Consider the following 19,952-nt stretch of genomic DNA (forward strand, 5'->3'; position numbering starts at 1 on the left):
ACGACCGTGTGATTTCGCTGCACCCTCGGCCGGGGTGGCACGCATGGCCTCCCCTGTCAGGCCGTGAGTTCGGAAGCCGGAGGCGTCTCGCCGAAAGGATAGAAGAGCGCAAAGAGGAGCGCCGGGGTGACCCAGAAATTCACTTCTGCGAAGATTGCGCTCGACCAGTGGAACACGGTCATCGCGACCAGGAACGCGAGGATCGCGCGCTTCGCGCGCAGGAAGAACACGAGCGGGAAGCCGAGCTCCATCACCAGGATGCTGAGGACGGTGAAGTGACAGAGTAGCGGGTTCTCTGCGAACCAGCCGAGTGTGCCGTCGTCGATGCCCCAGCGCGTACCCTTCATGATGAGCATCTTCTGGATCGCGGTTCCGTCGAGCACCCAGTCGAGCCCGCTCACCCGGAGCTTGGCGAGACCTGCCACGAAGTAGAACCCGCAAACGTAGGTCTGCGCGGCTCGAATCGGCCAAGACGTTTGCCAGGCTTCGAGCGGTGGGTCGACGGGAAGACGGCCGGCGCCGCGAATCTCCGGAAACCGTGAGAACGCGAGCAGCAGGAGCGCGTGAAACCACATGTAGAAGCGGTGGTGCTCGTCGCCTGCCGTGCTGTCGCGGACGCCTTGCAGGTAGAGAAAAGACACGCAGATGATCGCGATGGCCGCCCGGACGCGGAATCCGACGAGGAGAGCCAGGTTGCCGACCATCAGGAGGCCGAACGCGAGAAGGACCGTCACGGGATGCGCGCGATCGATCCCGAAGACGTGAAAGAACCAGACCGGCTCGAGCAAGCGCATCGTTGGGCCGGCGAAGTCGATGGTGAAGAGCGTGTGAAAGTCGCTTCCGCTCAAGACCATGAGCCCCACCGCCAGCACGACACGCGCGCGAACGAGCCGCTGCACGCTCACGGGGTGCTCGAAGAAGTGGCGGTTCCAGGACCTGCGCGCTCGCTCTAGTAGCACTCGAGACCCCGCGGCGGCTCGTGGTCGAGCGTCATGCTCACCGCCCCGTTCTCCCAACGAAGCGTCGAGACGTTCTCGTACGGCGCTCCGACGAGGCGCGGGTTGCCGTGAAGGTCCACGACCTCGACGAGACTTCGCCGCGCCCTCATCTCGACGATGAAGCGGGGATCCTCCGGCCGAAGACCCAGCGTCTCGTTGGCCGCCGTCATGATCCGGCTTGCCCAATCGACGCGCACGAGGTCGATCTGCCCGGCGTCATCGACGGCGCGTCGATGCTTCGGTGGGCCGAGCCCGAACGCGCGCTGAGTGAAGATCTTTCCGAACGCGCGGAAGGGGATGTTCATGTCCACATGGGAGAGCCATCCCGTGCTCCCGTCGCGGCGGACAATCTCGAAGCCGCGTGTACGAACCGACTCCCCGTCGAAGACCGAGACCCACATCGAGTCCGAGCTCCGATTCATCGCGTACATCGGCGCCCACGACAGTGGGAACCGGTCGATGCGGAGCGCCGTCGGAATGACCAGCGCGATGAGGAAGTAGAGCGCGAGGGCGATTGACGCTCTGGTGGGTGGGCGGCTGACCGACACGGCACGCAACATATCGGGCTCAGCCCCCCCGGAAGGAATTTTTTGTCCCATGGGCGGCGGGGTGGGCCGCGGGAATGCGCTGCCCGGGCCGTCGCCCTCGGGCCGAACTCGGGGTCCCGTCCCCGCCCCTGCCGCTCAGCTCTCGTGCTCGCGGGGCGCCGCCGTCTTCGCGCGCACCTCGAGCTCGAGTTCGGCCTCCACCTCGCTCATGGCGGCACTCACCTCGTCCACGCGCACCCGCGTGCCGAGCGCCTGCGCCCTGCGAGCCCCAGCGCGGATGATGCCCGCCAGGTTCTCGGGGGCCTCCGACGCCACGTAGGCCACGTGGTCCTTGCCGCCCGCGTCCACCCACTCCACGCACAGGATGGGCTTGCTGGGGTGAATCGCCGCGAAGGCGCCCTTGCCCTCGTTGATCACGCGCTGGCGCGCCGCAGGGTCGTACTTGGTGAGCGTGACCTGCGTGACCCCTGCGAGCGGGATGCGCAGCTCGTGACGCACCCCGGCGTGGCACACCACCTCGCTCTTGGTGACGATGGTGCGCAGCACGCTGCCCGCCACGCTCGCGAAGCCCAGCGTCGCGGCCACCAGCGCGAAGAAGGCGCCGCCAGCTAGCGCTTGGAGGTCGCCACCGGCGGCGGCCACGAAGCCCACCACGGAGAAGCCAGCGCTCGCGAGCGACAGCGTGCCCACGAGCAGGAATGCACCGCGGAAGGTCACCTTCTCGCTGTGCACCACGTCCTCCACGCCCAGGTACTGCCGCTCGAACTCGTCGGTCATGCTTCCACCCACCAGCAAGAGTGCCACAGCGGGCCGGGCTCCGCTCGAGAACGGGGGTGGCCCCGAGGCGCGCTGAGCGCGGTCCTCGGAGCCGGAGGGAAGCAGTGGGTCCTGGGCGCCTGACGTTCTCAAGCGCCGCGTGTGCGTGACGACCTCCGGACATGCGCGAGGGCCAGCAAGAGGAGCCCCGGCCACCACGCCGCGCCGTCCGCTCGGCTCGAGGCGCTGCAGCCCCCGCCTCCGCCCGCTGGGGGAGGCTGGACACCGCTATCGCGGGTGCCTCCATCGGGCGTGGTGCCGCCCGCGTCCATCGTGCCCATGCCCGCGTCCATCGTGCCCATGCCCGCGTCCATCATGACCATGCCCGCGTCCATCGTGCCCACGCCTGTGTCGGTCGTGACCATCCCTGCGTCCGTCGTGACCATGCCCGCATCCGTGCCCATGCCCGCGTCCATCATGCCCGCGTCCATCATGCCCGCGTCCATCATGCCCACGCCCGCGTCGGGGTTGGGCGGCTCGTCCACAGACGTGACCGTGATGGTCACGGTGGCCGTGACGCTGCCGTTCAGCTCGTCGCGCACGCGGTAGATGAACGTGTCCATCCCGAAGAAGTCCGGCGCCGGCGTGTACGTGAAGGCGCCACCCGCCGCGAGCACGAGCATCCCGTTCATGGGGGGCGTGACCACCTCGGCGGTCAGCGCGTGTCCATCCACGTCCTGCGCGGCCGGGTCGTCCATCAGCACGTTGCCGTCGAGTGCCTCGTCCTCCTCCGTGGTGTAGGCGCGGCCCGCGCTCGTGGGCGCCGTGTTGGTGTAGCGCACCACGCACGAGCTGCTGTGCGGGATTCCCTGGTCGTCCGTGACCGTGATGGTGGGCACGTAGCGCAGCGGCAGCGTCTGCGGCGTGGCGTAGACATGCGTGACCACGTCCCCCGTCGCCGTCGCGCCGTCGCCCAGCTCCCACGCGTACGACACCACGTCTCGCGCCGCGTCGAGGTGGAACGACGTGCTCGCGTCGAGCGTCACCTCCACGCCCGCCTGCGTGCGCACCGATGCGGTCGCCTGGCACTCCGCGCGTGGGCCGCGCTCCACCACAGCCTGCGAGAGGATCGTGACCCCAATGGGGACGGCCGCGGGTCCTCTGAGGCGGAGGATCCCGCTGTCCATGTAGGCTCCCGCGAGCCAGCTGGGGAAGTGGTCCAGCAAGGCGCGGGCCATGCCCTTGGGGCCGGCGCTCGCAGGGGATCCGCTGGGCACGTCGTTGCGGAACCAGTCCCACGGCGGCACCTCGTCCGCGGCGCGGTCGTCCACGAAGCGAATGGGGGTCGGGTTTCCGGAGGCGTCTGCGGCCAACCGGTACGCCATCGCGATGCTCCGCAGGCCCTCGGCGAAGATCCCATTGGAGTCCGGAGTCCCGCTGCCGTAGTTGTCGTTCAGGCGGTGGTACTCGGCGGTCCACAGGTAGACGCCCAGGAGATCCCGAGCGGGTCCCCCGCCCGTCACCAAGGGGTCGTAGCCGACTCGGTTGTGGAGGTGCATCAGCCCACCCGCTGCCGTGGACGCGACCCCTTCGGCAAAGGTCGTCTCGGGGAACGTGCCGGAATGGGCGCCGTCGTACCAGGTGCGCGGGCCATAAGACGAAGGCGGCCGGGTCGCGTAAGAGCTCAAGGACTGCGAGTTCTCGCTTCGAACGAAGGTGTGGGCCGCTGGCGCGATGCCCCACGCCCTGCGCGCCAGGTGCATCACGCTCGCCGCGCACCCACCCGACTCGGTGTCGAGGGTTCCCGCGTTCGCGAAGCCACTGTCGCCCCAACTCCCGCGGGGAGGAAAGTTCGTCGCGTTGTCGATCTGCGTGAGCGCGTAGTAGTCCACCATGTCCTCCACCAGCTGGCGATAGGTCAGCCCGCGTGCGCCCACGGGGCCCAGCAGCGCGACACGCTCCGGGGCGGCGCTGGCGATGAGCGCGATGCCGCCGAGGCTGTTGATGCATGGGCGATACGAGTTGAGCGCGCGGATCGCGTTGCCGTTGCCGTTGCCGTCCGGTGCGCCCGCGTTCTTGTTCGGAGCAGGGACCACCTGCAGCGAGACCTCGAGCCAGCGCAGCAATCGACTCACGTCGTGCACGTAGGGGTCCACGGAGCCATCTCCGTCGGGCAGGTGGTTGTTCACCGCGAGCGCCTGGACGGTCAGCGGGAGCACCTCCTGCATGTTGGGGTAGTGATTGCGGGGCATGACCACCCCAGCGGGCACGCCTTCGGCCGTGTAGCGGCCCAGACTCGCGTGGAACGACCACAGCGCACGGTCGATGGTCATCTCCATCTCGGCGTCGAGCGTGGGTTCGCGCAGCATGACGAGGAACACCGCTTGGAAGGGGACCCCGAAGCGATCCGTCACCGTCAGCACCGCCTCGAAGGTCTGTCCGGGCGTGCCCGTGTAGGTGTGGAGCGTGGCCAGCTCACGCGGGTCGGACGTGTCGAGTGGAACGGCGGGAGACCCGTCGCCCGGATCCCACTCCGCCGAGGTGATCACCGCCGGCGTGTCGCCGCGTCCGAGCGCCACGCCCTGCAGCAGGATGGGCACGCCCGCGACCGCCGTGTGCGGGCGCGTCGGGTCCCCGAGCCACGGTACCGCCAACGGCCGCGTGGGGAGCTCGCACACGTTGCCCACTCCGTTGCCATCCGTGTCCGTGTTCAGCGGATCAGCGTCGCCCGGGCAGAGGTCCTGGGCATTGGCGAGGCCGTCCGCGTCGATGTCGGGGTCCAGGCAGTCGTCCACGGTGTCCCCGTCGCGATCCCCCGGGGCCGAGTACCAGGTGGTTCCTGCGGCGGAGCTCGCTGGCGGTCCGTTGTCCGTGAGCGCGCGCCACGGGTCGTCGCAGTCTCCTCCGGAGTCGTCATGCAAACAGTGCGACTCGACCCCGGACACCGCCCACGTCACCTCGGCTGCGATCACGCCCACGGACGCGCTCCCTCCGACCAGGCGGGCGGAGAGGTTGGTGCAGAGCGGCGCGCTGGTGATGCTCTCGAGCGCCGCGCCCGTCGTCGAGGACTCGAAGACGAAGGAGCCTGGAACCACCATGATGGTCGCGATGGGCATGCCGTCCGCCAAGAGCTCCACCTGCACCGGCTCGGTGGCATACACCCACGCGGTGAGCGTGACCATGACGGGCGCGTCCAGCGTGGGGTCGGCCGCGGCGCGCGTGGGGGCCAACATCGGCAACGTGGCGAGAACGGCGATCAGGCGCAGGGCACATGCCGCGCGCGTGGGGAGGTTCGACATCGGGGTGTCCTGGGGGGGGATGCTGCGTAGCAGCGTCTCACCGCCCGCCACAACCGGACAAGCGGAAGAGTGCGGCGTCAGCGAAACCCATGACGTGTGCGATTCGAGGTCGGCTACCGTGTGCGCATGGGAAACGTCTTCCGTGCCTTGGTCGGGACCTTGATCGTCGGCTTGCTGTGGGGTGCGCGCAGCGCGCATGCCGAGGAATACGTCGTCGGCAGCGGCAGCTACCCCACGCTCGCCAGCGTGCCCTGGAGCTCGCTCACGGCGGGCGACATCGTGACCATCCCGCATCGCGCCGAGCCGTACCGCGAGACGTTCGCGGTCACCACGTCGGGCACCGCGCAGTCGCCCATCCTCATCCGCGGCACGCGCGGCGCTGGCAACGCGCGGCCCGTCATCGACGGTGAGAACGCGGTGCAGGGCGCGGGCACGCACGTGCGCTCGCTGCTCAGCCTGCGCAACGGCGCGCAGCACGTCGTCGTGGAGGGGCTCGAGTTCCGCAACGCGCACATCGACTTCGCGCACGACGGCCTCTTCCCCGGACACAACGCGTCGGGCATCTACGTGGAGGACGCATCGCACGTGGTCATCCGCGACTGCGAGCTGCACGGCAACGGCAACGGCCTGTTCTCGGCGCCGGGCACGGTGGACCTCCGCGTGGAGCGCAACTACCTGTGGGGCAACGGCAACGTGGGGCGCGCGCTCGAGCACAACAGCTACACCGAGACGGACGGCATCGTGTTCGAGGGCAACCGCTACGGGCCCCTGTGCAGCGGCTGCTTGGGCAACAACCTGAAGGACCGCTCGGCCGGCACGGTCATTCGCTACAACTTCATCGAGGGCGGCAACCGCGCGCTCGACCTGGTGCACGCGCAGACCGACGACGAAGACTTCACCATGCGCGTGGCCAGCACGCCCACCTACGTCTACGGCAACGTGTTCATCAAGATCGACGACACCACCCAGTCGCAGGTGGTGCACTTCGGCGGCGACGACGACACCTTCCCCGAGACCTACCGCCGCACGCTGCGCTTCTACAACAACACCGTGTACTCCACCCGCGCGGTGCGCACGACGTTCTTCCACGCGGACGCGCCCGCGCCCGACCTCGACATCCGCAACAGCATCTTCGTGACGCCCAGCTCCACGCAGATCTACCTGCTGGACAGCAGCACCAGCACGGGCGCCACCGTGGCCATCGTGAACAGCTACCTGCCGCCCACCTGGGACGTGAGCGTGGAAGCCGCGCTCGACGCCGTGGTGACCACCACCAGCGTCACCACCGGCACCACGCCCGGCTTCGTGGACGGGGCCGCGTTCGACTTCCACCTGGTGCCCAACGCCACCGTGCGCAACGGCGGCGCGGCGCTGGCGGGTGGCGTCCCGGCGCTGCTGCTCGAGTACGTGGCGCACCTGGCCACCGCTCCGCGCAACGCAGACGGCCCGCTCGACCTCGGCGCGTTCGAGGTCTGCGACGGCGACTGCGAGCCCGTGGTGGCCCCCGACGGTGGCGTCACGCCCATCGGTGACGGCGGGGTCATCCCCATGCCGGACGGCAGCACCGGCGCGGACGGCGGAACGGAGCCCGGCGACGGGGGTGGCTGCGGCTGCAGCGTTCAGAAGCGCTCATCATCGCCCTGGCTCGCGTTGGGCCTGGGTCTCGTGGGCGTGCTCGCGTGGCGCCTCAGAAGGCGTCGCCCAGCGTGATGTGAATCGCCCCGCCCGGGCCGCCGAAGAGCCGTCCGCGATGGGAAGACCCCGCGCAGTCCACCACCACCAGCGTGTCGGGCTCGGTGCAGTACCCGAGCTCACGCTGGTCGCCCCCGCCGAGAACTTGCGCGCCCGGCACTCGGAAGCCGACGTCCACGCGGATGGGGCCCACGATGGTGTAGTAGCGAACGCCGCCGCCCACGCTCAGCTGCAGGTAGTTGAACCGGAAGCGCTCCTCGCGGCTCGCGTCCCCCATGTCGGCGAAAGTGGCCAGCCAGAGGTTCTGGCTGATGGGCACGCGCAGCTCGAGGTTGGCCTCCCACAGGCGCGTGCCGCCCGCTTCGCCGTCGCCCAAGCGCTGCGCGAGGAAGCCACGGTTGCTCACGGGCCCGCCGCCACGAAAGCGATGGATGTCCGGCCCCATGCGCAGCGGGTTGTCGGCGCTGATGGCGTCTCCGAAGTTCTCGCGGCCGAAGATCGCCCCTATGCGAAAGCGGCCCGCGAGCACGATGCCCGCCGGCAGCGGGGCATACGCGCGGATCTCGGGGAGGATGCGGAGGTAGCTCCAGTTGCTCGGTAGGCCGAAGCCCGCCTCTTGCAGGCGCAGGCTCAGATACAGCCCCTGCCGAGTGCGCACGGGCTGGTCGCGCAGGTCGAGCTCCAGCGTCTGCTGCCAGTACGTGACCAGCCAATCTTGCTGAGCGTCTGATGCGGACATGGGGCTTCCCGGCACCATGTACGAGGCGATGTGGATGCCCGCGGAGATGCGGATGCGCCGCTCCCAGAACGCGCGCTCGAGGTCGACGCCAGCACGAATGGCGTGCCGGAAGAACGCTGCGTAGGGATCGGGCCCCACGTCGTACAGGCCCGTGATCTTGAGCGACGTGCGCGCCTCGATGAAGGCGGGCTGCTCGAACTCGAGCGTCAGCACGTTGCCGAGGTTCTGGTTCGCGGCGAAGCTCGAAAAGCGGGGAAACTGCTCGTTCGAGATCAGGCGCACACGGTCCTCGAGGGAGAGGCGTCGCATGCCGCCGAACAGGTTTCGGTTCTCCCAACCCGCGAGCACGTGCAAGTCCCACTGGTTCACGAGCTGCGCGTCCCCATCGGTGGTGCTCAGCGCCTGGCCCGTCTGAACGCCGCCGCCCAGCATGAAGCGGTTGCGTTGAGCGGGCGTGACGCGGATGACGATGGGCACCACGTTGACGCCGGCCACGACATCCGCCTCCACCTCCACGGTGGAGAAGGCACCCAGCGCGAAGACCGCCTGCTGCGCGTCGAGGATGTCGCTCGCGTCGTACAGCGTGCCGGTGCGGAGCTTACTGGCGCGCCGGATGGGGCCCACCGGCAAGTCCACTTCGCCCTCGACGGTCACCTCCCCCACGCGGCAGACGGGGCCCGCCGTGACGCGGTAGTCCACCTCGGCGGTGAGGGCCGCCCGCAGGATGCGCACGCTGCCCTCGACCACCGCATGGCAGTGGCCGCGATCCGCCAGCACGCCGAGCAGCTGGGTCTTGCCCAGCTCGTACGCGTACTCGTCGAAGCGCTCCTCGGGATCGAGGTCGACGGCGTCCTCGAGCTCTTCGGCGAGGTCGGGGTCGATGACCTGCCCCTCTCCGTGGAGCACACGCACCGTGGTGACACGAATGGGATCGCCCTCGTCGATCACGATGGTGATGCGCACGCGGCAGCCCTCGTCGCCGTCGTCACGCTCGCAGGCGGTGTCCTCCTCGACTAGGTCGCTGTCCCGCGCCGCGGCGGGAGTGATGCGCGTCTCGACCACGCGCGCGTTCGGATAGCCGCGCGCGCGGTACCAGCGGATGACGCGGTCGAGGTCCTGGTCGAACAGCGACTGATCGAACAGCGGCCACTCGGTCCAGGGCCACGTCCAGAGGCGCAGCTCCGCGTAGCGCGCGTCGAAGGGCGGCTCCCCACACGAGGGGCTGCCGGGCAGGCCGAGCGTGATGCCCACGCGCGTTCGCTCGTGGCTGGCAAGGCATGTCGCGAGAGCGCGCGCATCGATGTGCTCGGCGCCCTCGAAGCGCAGGCGGGTGATGCCATAGCGATCCTCGGGGATGGTCTTGCACCCACCCACCAGGAGACAGAACGCGACGAAGGCGAGCCGCTTCATCGCTGCCACAGCACGTCCAGGGACCAACCGCTGCGCGGGGCGAAGCGACCACGCGTGACCAGGCTGCGAGGATGACGGAGCTCGATCAGGAAGCCGCCGGAGGCCTGGGAGTTGGTCTCTTGCACCGCAGCCCGGTTCTCGTTGGTCCCGGCGCTGCTCACGAAGCCCTCGATGTAGAGGCCCAACACGATGTTCCGCAGGAACTTGGGGATGAGGCGGTTGGCCTCGAACCCCACGCGGGCGCTGACGCTGTCGAAGCCACCGCCCGTACTCACGCCGATGCGCGGGACGGCATCTCCCAGGCCGTGTCGCGCGGCCGCCGTGAGCAGCCCCACCGTGAGGCTCGCGAGCGCGCTCTGAGCCTGTTCGGTGGCTTGCTGACCCTCCCCGCCCGACGAGAAGTCACCGACCTCACTGCACTGCGACGTGGTGATGCACTGCACCGCGAGGCCCGCGGTGATCTCGTTGCCGCTCCGGTCGAAGAACGTGAGCTGGAGCTCCATGAGGTTGCCCTTGATGCGCACGCGCACCTCGTTGTCGAGACCGGCGTTGGACACCGCCGAGAGATCGAGCACGGGCGAGATGGTGGTCCCTCCGGGGAAGCTCACAGTGCCCTCTTCGATGTCGAACGAGCTACCGAGCAGCTCGAGGTAGCCGCGCTGCGTGCGCACCACACCGCTCAGGCGGACGCCCTCCTCGACGACACCGAGGTCGAGCGACGCCGTCAGCTGGATGGCGAAGTCCGAGCGCTGCACCCAGAACGGGCGCTCGAGATCGATGTGGAAGTACGTGGGGACGAAGGGGGACTCGTCGTCCACCTCGCTGGTCGCCACTGCCTCCTCCGGCTCGATGACCTCCGGTGGCTCCCAGCCCGCTGGGTACGAGTCCAGGTACACGATGTCGTTGTTCTGCGCGAGGTCTTGCACCGCGGTGCGCAGCTCGTCCGGCATGGTCACGACCAAGCGCTGGAACACCAGCTCGCCGCGCAGCGCATCGCTCCGCCGCTCGAGGTCCAGCTCCGCGTGCGACGTCACCGTGGCGATGATCAAGCCCGCCTGCCGCACCGGGAAATCCCATGCTTCGAGGGTGGCTTCGAGGCTGGTGGGCTGACGACCGCTGAAGTGCCCCTCCCCTGTGACGGATATCCGTCCTCGCACATCGCGCGCCCGCAGCTCGTGAACGACGATGCTGCTGGGGGTGAGGGACACGTGGGCTTCGAGGTCCGACAGGCGCTGTCCGAGCCCAGGCATCATGAGCGTCGCCGCGTGGAGACGGATCTCGCCGCTCGGCACCGGCTCATCGAGCGTCCCGCTGATCTCGAGGTGGCCGTCGATGGTCCCCGCGCGGCGTCGGACGAACGGCGTGATCCCCGCGATGGGTTCGAGAGACAGGTCCGTGAAGCGCGCTCGCATGGTCATGGCACCATCGGGGATGGCGGGCGCGAGGCCATCCACGCCCCAGGTGAACGGGAACTGTACCTGGACGTCGCCGCGACCACCGTCGCTCGCACGCACGACCACCTCGGACGTCGCGCCCGCGTTCGTCACCGAGGCATCCAGCGCCATCGCCACCGCCGCATCGCGACCGAACACCAACGCCGGTGCCACGAGGTGGATCCCCAGCTCGGCCGTCGGACTCCCGAGGCGCTCGCCGGTCAGCGTCCCGTCGACGGTGCCGCGCACGTGCTCGCACACGATGGGGAGGCTGCCGAGGTCGAGGGCCACGATGCGCCCCGCGAGGGCAGCGCTGACGGTCGGGGCCTGCTCCCCACTCAACCAGCTCTCGATGGGGGTCGCTGCGCTGAGCTCGATACGGAGCGGCTGCTGGCCACCCGTGTTCACGATCAGCTCGGTGGCGGTGTGCTCGTTGCGAAGCGTACCCGTGAGCGCCACGTCGAGCGCGTCGCCGCCACACGCTGTGACGGCCGTCCCACTGCCGAGGACCGCCTCGGTGTCCGCAGCAGGCGGTGACTCTGGCTCGGAGCCGGGCGTGGCGCTCCTCGCCGGGGCGAGCAGGTGCGCCTCCCACTCGCCCTCGATGGGACGCCCCGGCACGTGACGAACGGTCGCGGTGGCGTTCACGCGGCCGCCGAGCGATCGCCGGAGGCTCGCCGATCGCTGGGCAGCTGGTCGAGGGGACGCTCGGCGAGCCACGCGGTCACCTCGAACGGGGTCTCCGACAGCACGACCAAGCCCGACACGAGCGCGCTCGACGGCGCTTCCAGGGTCACGCGGGCTTTGACGAGCGCGCCCTCGTCATCGGTGGTCAGCAGGTTGGCGACCAGCGTGTCCTGCCACTGCGCTTCCAGCTGCGCCGCGAGGTTGGGAGGCGGGGTGGGCAGGCCAGGGACCACCAGCGAGAGCACGCGAAGGTTCGACGTGAGCTGCGGTGCCGCGGCCACACCGGCGATGTGGACATGGCCCGAGAGCGTCCCGGCCACTCCCAGCGGGTCTGCGCTCACGCGGTCGGCCAGCCCGAGCGCGACCTCGTCGAACCTGACCGTCACGTCGAGCGTGGCCTGTTCGAGGACGCGGCTCACGGGGAGCGGGCGACCCCACTCTGCTCCCCCCGCGATGGTCACGGTCCCCGCGTCCGCGAGCGCGATGGTGGCGTCGACTCGCGCGCTGGTGGTCCCGTAGGCGAGGGCCACCTCGGCGCTCAGGTCGCGGAGCTCCTCGTACCTCACGCTGGAGAGCGCCAGGTTGGCCTGGATGGTGGGCATGCTCGTGGTGCCCGCCAGGTGAGCGGTCCCGCCGAGCTCGGCCTCGAAGCCCGGAATGGGAATGGCGAGAGCCGCCAAGAGATCGTGCAGCGCGAAGCGCTCGAAGCGCAGGTCGGCGCTCAGCGTTCCGCTGCCGCGCAGCGCGCCCGCGAGCGTGAGGAGGCTGTCCACGTGCGAGAGGGCGACGCGGCCGATGCGGAGGTCCCCCGACTCGGTCTGGTACGCCAAGTCGTCGACCTGTAACTGCCAGGGATCTTCCGCCGTGCCCGCGGTCCCGGTCACGCCCGCACGCCACGTACCGCCACGCTCCCGGGCGCGCGCGTGGAGCCGCAAGGCGCGCGACTGCAGCAGCTGCGACTCCACGTCCAGCGTCACGTCTCTCAGGCCTCCCACCGCGTGGACGCTCGTGCGTGGCGAGCGCAGACCGCTCCCCGACGTGTCGGCCAGCTCCGTGGCGAGGATTCGGACATCCATGCGTGGATCCGCGGTGGTGCCTTCCACCCTACCCCCGAGCCGCACGCGACGCGCGCGAACGCCTCCAGCGCGCAGGCCACGCACGCTGGCTTCGAGCGCGATGTGCACCCCACTCGGCAGCTCGGGTGCTGCGGGCTCGTCGAGTTGCACCGTCACGTGGGCGCTCAGCGCGCCACGCACGTCACCCAACAGCGCCGCGAGGGCCGGCTCGTCCGCGGGCCTCAGCTCGTTCACGTCCAGCGTCAGCGCCACCGCGCCCCCGAAGCCCACGCGCCCGGTCAGCGTGAGTCGCGGCGGCGTCGCCTCGGCCACGTTCAGCAGCGTCAGCGCGTCGATGTCGAAGAAGCGATCGCGCATGTTCAGGCGGCCGCTCAGCAGCACGTCGGGCAGCGGCTCATGATCCAGCACGGCCTCTTCCACACGCAGGCTGATGGCGGTCTCCGCCTCCACGTACACCCCGGACTCGAGCGTGAAGCAGCCCCGCAGGTGCTTGTCCGGGAGGCTGCTGTGCAAGGCCAGCAGCGTCAGACCCTCGGTGCACACACGCGCGCTGCGATCGCCATCCATCACGTAGCGGGCGGTGACGGTGAGCGACTCCTCCGCCACGTGGATGGTGCTCTCGAGCCGCGCGTCGCGCAGGCTGCCCGTCAGGTGGATGTCGGCGCGCACGCTCTCGGGCAGCTGCGTGGCGAGGTCACCCTGTCCGAACGCCGCCAGCATGCGCGTGGTGAGCGGCGCGAGCCCCAGGCGCACGTCCACCGAGGTCTCGAGCAGATCGGCCTCCCGTGAGGCCGGGTTCCGGACGGTCGCGTCGAGTGAGATCACGTCCCCATCGCCGCGCAGCACCGTGTCCAGCTGGGACGCCGCGCCCGGCGCCGAGTCATAGCCGCCGCGCAGGGACCGGGTGCTCACCAGCGAGGTCCCGCCCCGCGAGGTCCGGAACGAGGCGCTGTCCAGCGTCACGCGCACGTCGTCGGCCACCTGCACGCGGCCGCGCAGGCTCACGTCGCGCACCTCCACCGGCGGCTGATCGAGCACATCCAGGATGACGGTGCTGCCGCGCACCTGCACCGCGTCCAACACGACCACCAGCGCGCTCTCCGGCTCGACGAGATCGGGCTCGTCATCCACGAACGCCTCCACCAGCGTCAGCCCCCCTCGCTCGCTCGTGCGAAGCACCACGCGGGCGCCGTGCACCACCAGCGACTCGAGCTCCCACCCGCCCGCGCAGGAGCGACGAAAAGCGCACGAGGGTGCGGGCCTGCCTGACCCGCAGCACTTCGAGCCCCTCGCGGTCCAGCACCACGATGTCGCGCAGCGTGATGCCCCCCGTGCGCGCCTCGGTGATGCTGCCCACGTGGATCTCCCCGGGGATCAGCCCGGAGATCATGGGCACGAGCCGGTCGAGCAAGACCTGTCGGCCTGCATGGGTCTGGAGCGCGCCATAGGCGGCCAGCACCAAAGCCACCAGCAGCACGAGCAGACCCACGACGCCCTTCAGCAGCCGCAGCGTCCAGCGCCGCAACCGGCTCGGCGTTGGCCGTGCCTCGGGCTGTTCGGGTGCTTCGATGGGGGAATCGCTCACGCGCGCACGCCTACGCAAGAAGCGTTCCGCCGCCTCGTTGAAGGGTTCACACGCGGGCTCCTCGACGCCGGAGCATCAGAATGATGTAGCCAGAGCGCTCAGAACATCGCGCCGTAGGTGATCTCGATGCCGTAGCCCCAGCGCGTGACGGGCACGTCGTCCACCTGCGCCACCAGCGGCTTGTTGCCCCCCACGAAGTAGAACATGGGGTGGAACAGCCCGGAGCGGCCCACCAGCACGTCTACCCCCGCGCGTGCACGGGCGGTCGCACCGAAGTCCTCGGTGTTGTAGAGCAACCCGGGCGCGATCCCCAGCGCGATCAGCACTCGGTCCGACACACGCAGGTGCAAGCTCACCTCGATGTGCAAGAGCATGCCGAAGCTGGCGGTACCTGCCTGTGACCCACCGTAGATCTCGTGGATGTAGGAGAAGCCCACTCCGTCGAAGGCGAACCACGTGACGAAGGGCGCAAAGCGCAGGCCGATGAAGTCACTCGCGGCGAAGATGGAGCCCGAGCCGCCGACCTCCAGCACGCCCGCCGACGCGTAGGCCACCGGGCCACCCACGCCGGCCTGTTCCACCACATCCACGCGCGACTCACTCATGGGCCGCTGCAGCACGGTCGGCACTTGGGGCGTTGGATCGGGTGTCGCTGTCGCGAGGTCCGAGTCCTCGTCGGCGGCGACCTCGTCGGGCTGCGCCAGCTCGTTGGGCGAGCTGGCCGAAGCGGGCGCCTCGCCGCGTGGGTCGGCCTCCTGGGCGGAGCCCCGCGCCGGCGAGAGGATGCCCACGCAGCAAGCGGTGGTCAGCAACACGTAGCGCGCGGCGCGAGAGGACATCGGATGCCGTAGCACGTCGTGCGAGGTCAGGACCCGTCGCCGCGCAGCGCGCGTCACTCGGGCGCGATCAGGGCTTGCTCGCCTCGGCCGGCCGGGCGCGCGGCCGCTCCCACGGGCGCGTAGCTCCCGCTGCTCAGCAGCTCGAACACGGGCGCAGACGTGCGGCTGGGGTCGGCTCCCTCCACGAAGAGCGCCCCCTTGACGGGACGACGGCTGGACGTGGTGGCCAGGCTGGCCTCGAGCCGCACGAAGCGGGGCCGGGCGTCTCGTGGGAGCTGCGTGTGCACGTGCCGCGCGAAGGCGTCGAACGAGAAGCTCGGGTCCACCACCAGCGCCACCATCACGGCCCGCTCGCCGTCGGTGACCACCGGGTACGCGCAGGCGTCGCGCACACCGGCCACCTCGGCGCAGATGTCCTCGATGTCGGCCGAGCCCAGCGTCATGCCATACACCCGCACGTCGTCGGCCACGCGGGCGGCGAACGACACCCACTGCCCCTCGTGCAGGGTCATCAAGTCGCGCGTGTTCACGTAGCGCTCGTCCTTCCCGAACGGGTTCACCAGGATGCTGGCGGCGTTGTCGGCCGGGTCCTCGAAGCCCTCGAACGCCATGAGCGGGCCGATCTTCGCCAACAGCACGCCGGACTCACCGGGGCCGGCCTGCACCAGCTTTCCGCCCTCGCGAATGAACTCTTCGGTGACGGGGTCTACGCGCGCCAGCACTTGCCCGCGCCCTGCTCCGAGGCGACCCACCATACCCTCGTGGCCCGAGAGGTTGATGAGCCCCACATGGCCGCCCGTGGCGATGTAGTTCTCGAGCAGCGAAGGCACGCTGAAGCGCTCCTTGAAGACGCTCCAGACCTCGGCAGCGAGCCCGCTGCCCAGCCAGACGCGCGTGCGGTGCGTGGTCTCCTTGGGGTGCACGGGGGCACGCAGCAGGCCGCGGCAGGTAGAACCCAGATACGCCACCAACGTCACGTCGTAGCGGTCGCAGTCTTCCCAGAACGCGGCCGGGTCGAAGCTGCGCCGCAGCGCCAGTGCGCCCCCTCCCGTGAGCGCCACGCCCCACGCTTGGTAGAACGCGGCGCGGTGCGCCAGCGGCAGCCCGGCGTTGTACGTCACGTCGGTGGGGTTGCTCTTGAGAACGGCCTGCCCGAAGTAGTAGCAGCCCTGCAGGAAGCGCTGGTTGGTCACCAGGGTGATGCGCGGCAGCTCCGAAGGCCCGCCGCTGGCCAACAGCACGAAGGGCAGCCGCATGTCGTGCCCATCGCTCACGGACAGCGGCTTGCCGGAGGCGTCGCGCACACGCCGCGCGAAGTCGTCCCACTCGGGCAGCGGCCGCTGCGGGTCCTCTGCCCAGCGGTCCAGCTCGAGAGGCTCGCGCACGTCGGCCCACACCAGCCGCTTCTTGGGCAGCCCGGCACCACCCTCGCCCAGCGCGGTCCAGGCGGCGTGGCACTCGGACCCCACCAGCACCGCGTCGGGGCGAATCACGCGCAGCGCATGCACGAGCGCGTCGCCTACCAGCGTGCTGGGCAGCAGCGCCGTGGCCACGCCCAGCTTGGCGGCGCCCAGCGTGGCGACCAAGAACTCGGGCCGGCTCGCCATCATGAGCACCAGGCGTTGGCCCTTCTCCATGCCCAGGGCCTGCAGCGAGCGCGCCACGGCGTTGGCGCCGCCGTCGAGGGCGCGATAGGTGTAGCTGCCGTCCGGGCCCGTGATGGCCAGGCCGTTGGGCTGCTGCTCGGCCCAGTGCTCCACCAGCCGCACGGGCGTGAGGTCCGAGTCCTCGCGCAGCTTGACCATGGAGTAGTAGGCCGCGCGCGACATCAAGGCCGTGGCGAGCGCGTTGTCGCGCAGCGTGTCGAGCCGCTTCATTGACGCGCTGCTCCGTGCGCCCGCTGCGCTCGGTACGCGTCGTGCGATGTCGGTTCCATCTCGGCCACCACCACGACCCTTCGCTCTTCGCTGAGCCTCATCGTCCTAACACGTCCGAGGGGCTGCACCAAGGGTGGCCATGGGCATCCGCTGTCAGCGGACGATCAGGACCTCGGCGGGGTGCACGCTGACCACCTCCACGCCGGAGGGGACCCCACGCACCTGCACCCGCACCGACTGCGTCCCTGGTCCCATGGGCAGCCCAGCGAGGTCGACCACGGGCACCAGCTGCAGCGGATCGATGTCGCGGATGATCTCGCGCAGGCCGCGGATCTCCACCCGGACCTCGGCCGGCCGCGCGCGCCGGAACGCACCGTTGAGCGCTTCCAGAGCGAGCCCCCGGAAGGTGCGCGTCTCGAGGTTGCGACCCACGCGATACGTGACGCTGACCTGCGACTCGCTGGTGAAGCGCGTGAGCTCCGGCAGCCCCACGACATCGAGCCGGCGCTCCACCGTGCCCTCGCGCAGCGTGGTGAGGTCCACCGGGCTGGTGAGCAGCACGCTCAGCCCCGCGACGGCCGACTCGGGCCCCACTACCCCCAGCGAGCTCGGCACGGGCACGGCAGGCCCGGTGAGCACCAGCCCGCTGCGCAGCTCGCCCACTCCGTCCACCTCCACGGGCACCTGGCGCTCCACGCGCTGCTCCCAGCTGAGCGGGATGCTGGCGGGCGCCATCTGCGAGAGCGCGACACCCGCAGGCAGGTCGAACTGCTCTTCGCTGAAGTAGTAGACGTCCAGATCGCCCGTGCGCAGGTCCAGCTCCACGGGCGGCAAGCTGGCGCTCACCAGCGAGTTGATGGCCGAGCGGCTGCCGTGCAGCGTGAGCCGCACGCGCGGCGGCACCTCGCTGGTCAGGATGCGACCCGAGGCATCGCTCGGCGGGATGACCAGGATGTCCACGTCCACCGAGCGGCGCACGTCTTCGGAGCCGTGCACCCACGAGTACAGCAACACACTGAGCGTCAGCGCTCCGAGCTTCAGCCCGAGGTTGCGCGTGACCCAGTTGCCCTTCTTCACCGCCGCCGGCGCGCGGCCCTCGGACAGCGTCATGGCAGCGTCTCCTCGCCGCGCCGCTTGGTGTTGGTGGGCACCGTGGGCGTGGCGTCGCGCGGCTCGACGGCCCCGCGGCTGCCCGTGCCCACGCCTTCGCCCCCCACCAGCGAGATGCGCCCCGTGGGCGGCGGCGGCGGGCGGCTGTTGCGTGCCGGGCGGTAGAACAAACCGAAGAGCGCGTCACGCAGCGAGCGGCCGTCGAGGTTGCGCACGATGTTGCCGTCGAAGCACAGCGACACGGCGCCGCGCTCTTCGCTGACCACCACCACCACCGCGTCGGTCTCCTGCGTGATGCCGAGCGCAGCGCGATGGCGCGCCCCGAGCGTGCGGTCCACTGCGCCGGCCAGGGGCAAGAAGGCGCCTGCCTGCCACACGCGTCCGTCGCGGATCACCAGCGCGCCGTCGTGCATGGGGTTCTCGAAGCTGGGGATGAAGATGGTGTAGAGCAGCTCCTTGCTGACGGTGGCGTCGAGCGTGGTGCCCTCCTCCATGAACTCGGCCAGCGAGGTGCCGCGCTCGAACACGATGAGCGCGCCGATGCGTTTCTGGGCCAGCTGGTTGGCGGCCTTGATGACCTCCTCGATGACCTGCGTCTCTTTGGCCGTGCGCTGCCCGCGGAAGAGCGAGCTGCTGCCCACGCGCGTGAGCGCGCGCCGGATGTCGGCCTGGAAGATGACCACGATGATGAGCACCACGTACGTGGTGAGCTTGTCGAGGATCTGCCACGTGGTGAGCAGGCCGAACTGCCGCGCCGCAGCGTAGCCCAGCAGCAAGAGCCCCATGCCGATGGCCATCTGCATGGCCCGGGTGCCCTTGAGCATCACCAGCATGGCGTAGATCAGCGTGGCCACGATGCCGATGTCGAGGCAGTCGCGCAGCACGTCGGCCGCCGCGCGGTCGAAGAAGTTGGCCACCCCCGTGGTCATGGCCGTGTAGAGCTGAATGACGAAGTCAATCATGCGCACCCCGCTGCTGCGCGGCGCGCCGCATGCCGAGGGACACATCCACCACTTGGCGCATCTCGGCCACATCGTGCACGCGCACGGCCGCTGCGCCGCCCATGACCGCGGCGCACACCGCGGCAGCCGTCCCGAAGACGCGCTCGTCGGGGGGTGGCTTGGTACCATCGGCGCGCGGCGAGAGCTCCGCGATGAACGACTTGCGCGACGGGCCCACCAAGACGGGGAAGCCCGACGCGACCAGCTCGTGGGTGCGCGCCAGCAGCGCCGCCGATTGCGCTGAGGTCTTCGCGAACCCGATGCCCGGATCGATCCACACACGCGCGCGCGGCACGCCAACGTCCATCGCTCGCTGGGCCGCCAGCGAGAGCTCACGCAACACGTCGGTCACGACGTCATCGTACGCGATCTGTGCGCCGGCTACTTCACCTCGTCCGCGATTGTGCATCAGCACCAAGGTGAGCCCCTCTTCGGCGGCCACCTCGAGCAGCGCCGGGCTCGCCCCGCCGCTCACGTCGTTCAGATAGCGCGCGCCCGCCCGCGCGGCCCGGCGAGCCACCTCGGGCTTGGTGGTGTCGATGCTGACCGTGATGCCGGCCGCGCAGAGCTCCGCCACCACCGGCTCGGTGCGGCGGATCTCCTCGTCCTCGCTGACCGCCACGTAGCCCGCGCCGTAGGCCTTGCCGGCCGGGCGTGTGGACTCCCCCCCCACGTCGATGACGTCGGCCCCGGCGCGGCGCATGGCCTCCGCCCGCGCGAGCGCCGCGGTGCGGTCCAAGAACAGCCCGCCATCGCTGAACGAGTCCGGCGTGACGTTGAGGACGCCCCAGAGGGCACAAGCGACGACGCCCGCCCCCTGGTGAAGGGTGGCGGGCTCTGCGTTGTTGTCTCGAGGCGTGTGGCCCCCCTGCATGAAACTCCTGCGAGCGAAGGCCCGCGCA

Annotated in this window: 14 protein-coding genes; 1 reads left to right on the top strand and 13 read right to left on the bottom strand. The window is 70.1% G+C overall.

Features of this window, described 5'->3' with window-relative positions; translation table 11 throughout:
• Positions 1-56: 56 nt before the first annotated feature.
• The 4 genes from IPI43_02480 to IPI43_02495 form a co-directional block, all read right to left on the bottom strand.
• Positions 57-905, bottom strand: a complete 849-nt coding sequence (locus IPI43_02480) for an HTTM domain-containing protein (GenBank protein MBK7772994.1) — start codon at positions 903-905, stop codon at positions 57-59.
• Between the two features lie 44 nt (positions 906-949).
• On the bottom strand, positions 950-1,546 hold the full coding sequence (locus IPI43_02485; GenBank protein MBK7772995.1) for a hypothetical protein: 597 nt from the start codon (positions 1,544-1,546) through the stop codon (positions 950-952).
• Between the two features lie 135 nt (positions 1,547-1,681).
• Entirely contained in the window at positions 1,682-2,323 is a 642-nt protein-coding gene (locus IPI43_02490; GenBank protein MBK7772996.1) for a hypothetical protein, read from the bottom strand.
• 128 nt (positions 2,324-2,451) lie between these two features.
• On the bottom strand, positions 2,452-5,601 hold the full coding sequence (locus tag IPI43_02495; protein MBK7772997.1) for a cadherin-like domain-containing protein: 3,150 nt from the start codon (positions 5,599-5,601) through the stop codon (positions 2,452-2,454).
• A 126-nt stretch (positions 5,602-5,727) separates the two neighbouring features.
• Between IPI43_02495 and IPI43_02500 the strand changes: the two genes are divergently transcribed.
• Positions 5,728-7,311, top strand: coding sequence for a right-handed parallel beta-helix repeat-containing protein (locus IPI43_02500; GenBank protein MBK7772998.1), 1,584 nt, complete (start codon positions 5,728-5,730; stop codon positions 7,309-7,311).
• Here IPI43_02500 and IPI43_02505 read toward each other — a convergent pair.
• The 9 genes from IPI43_02505 to folP all read right to left on the bottom strand — a co-directional run bounded on the left by IPI43_02505 (position 7,289) and on the right by folP (position 19,924).
• A complete protein-coding gene (locus IPI43_02505) occupies positions 7,289-9,442 on the bottom strand; it encodes a BamA/TamA family outer membrane protein (GenBank protein ID MBK7772999.1) in 2,154 nt (717 codons plus the stop codon). The two genes, IPI43_02500 and IPI43_02505, sit on opposite strands and share 23 nt — an antisense overlap.
• Positions 9,439-11,523, bottom strand: a complete 2,085-nt coding sequence (locus IPI43_02510) for a translocation/assembly module TamB domain-containing protein (protein ID MBK7773000.1) — start codon at positions 11,521-11,523, stop codon at positions 9,439-9,441. The genes IPI43_02505 and IPI43_02510 overlap by 4 nt, the downstream gene beginning before the upstream one ends.
• Entirely contained in the window at positions 11,520-13,820 is a 2,301-nt protein-coding gene (locus IPI43_02515; GenBank protein ID MBK7773001.1) for a hypothetical protein, read from the bottom strand. Before IPI43_02515 ends, IPI43_02510 begins: the two co-directional genes overlap by 4 nt.
• Positions 13,762-14,223 carry a hypothetical protein gene (locus tag IPI43_02520; protein ID MBK7773002.1) on the bottom strand — a complete coding sequence of 154 codons (462 nt, stop codon included), beginning with the start codon at positions 14,221-14,223 and terminating at the stop codon, positions 13,762-13,764. Before IPI43_02520 ends, IPI43_02515 begins: the two co-directional genes overlap by 59 nt.
• 98 nt (positions 14,224-14,321) lie before the next feature.
• Positions 14,322-15,062, bottom strand: coding sequence for a hypothetical protein (locus IPI43_02525; GenBank protein MBK7773003.1), 741 nt, complete (start codon positions 15,060-15,062; stop codon positions 14,322-14,324).
• Between the two features lie 53 nt (positions 15,063-15,115).
• Complete coding sequence (locus IPI43_02530; protein MBK7773004.1) at positions 15,116-16,939, bottom strand: AMP-binding protein; 1,824 nt, start codon at positions 16,937-16,939, stop codon at positions 15,116-15,118.
• A 153-nt stretch (positions 16,940-17,092) separates the two neighbouring features.
• Positions 17,093-18,049 (bottom strand): hypothetical protein, encoded by a 957-nt coding sequence (locus IPI43_02535; GenBank protein ID MBK7773005.1) that lies wholly within the window; start codon positions 18,047-18,049, stop codon positions 17,093-17,095.
• Positions 18,046-19,011 (bottom strand): TIGR00159 family protein, encoded by a 966-nt coding sequence (locus tag IPI43_02540; GenBank protein MBK7773006.1) that lies wholly within the window; start codon positions 19,009-19,011, stop codon positions 18,046-18,048. The genes IPI43_02535 and IPI43_02540 overlap by 4 nt, the downstream gene beginning before the upstream one ends.
• A complete protein-coding gene (gene folP, locus IPI43_02545; protein MBK7773007.1) occupies positions 19,004-19,924 on the bottom strand; it encodes a dihydropteroate synthase in 921 nt (306 codons plus the stop codon). Before folP ends, IPI43_02540 begins: the two co-directional genes overlap by 8 nt.
• Between the last annotated feature and the right edge of the window lie 28 nt (positions 19,925-19,952).

This window comes from Sandaracinaceae bacterium, assembly GCA_016706685.1.
GTDB lineage: Bacteria > Myxococcota_A > Polyangia > Polyangiales > Houyiibacteriaceae > JADJJE01.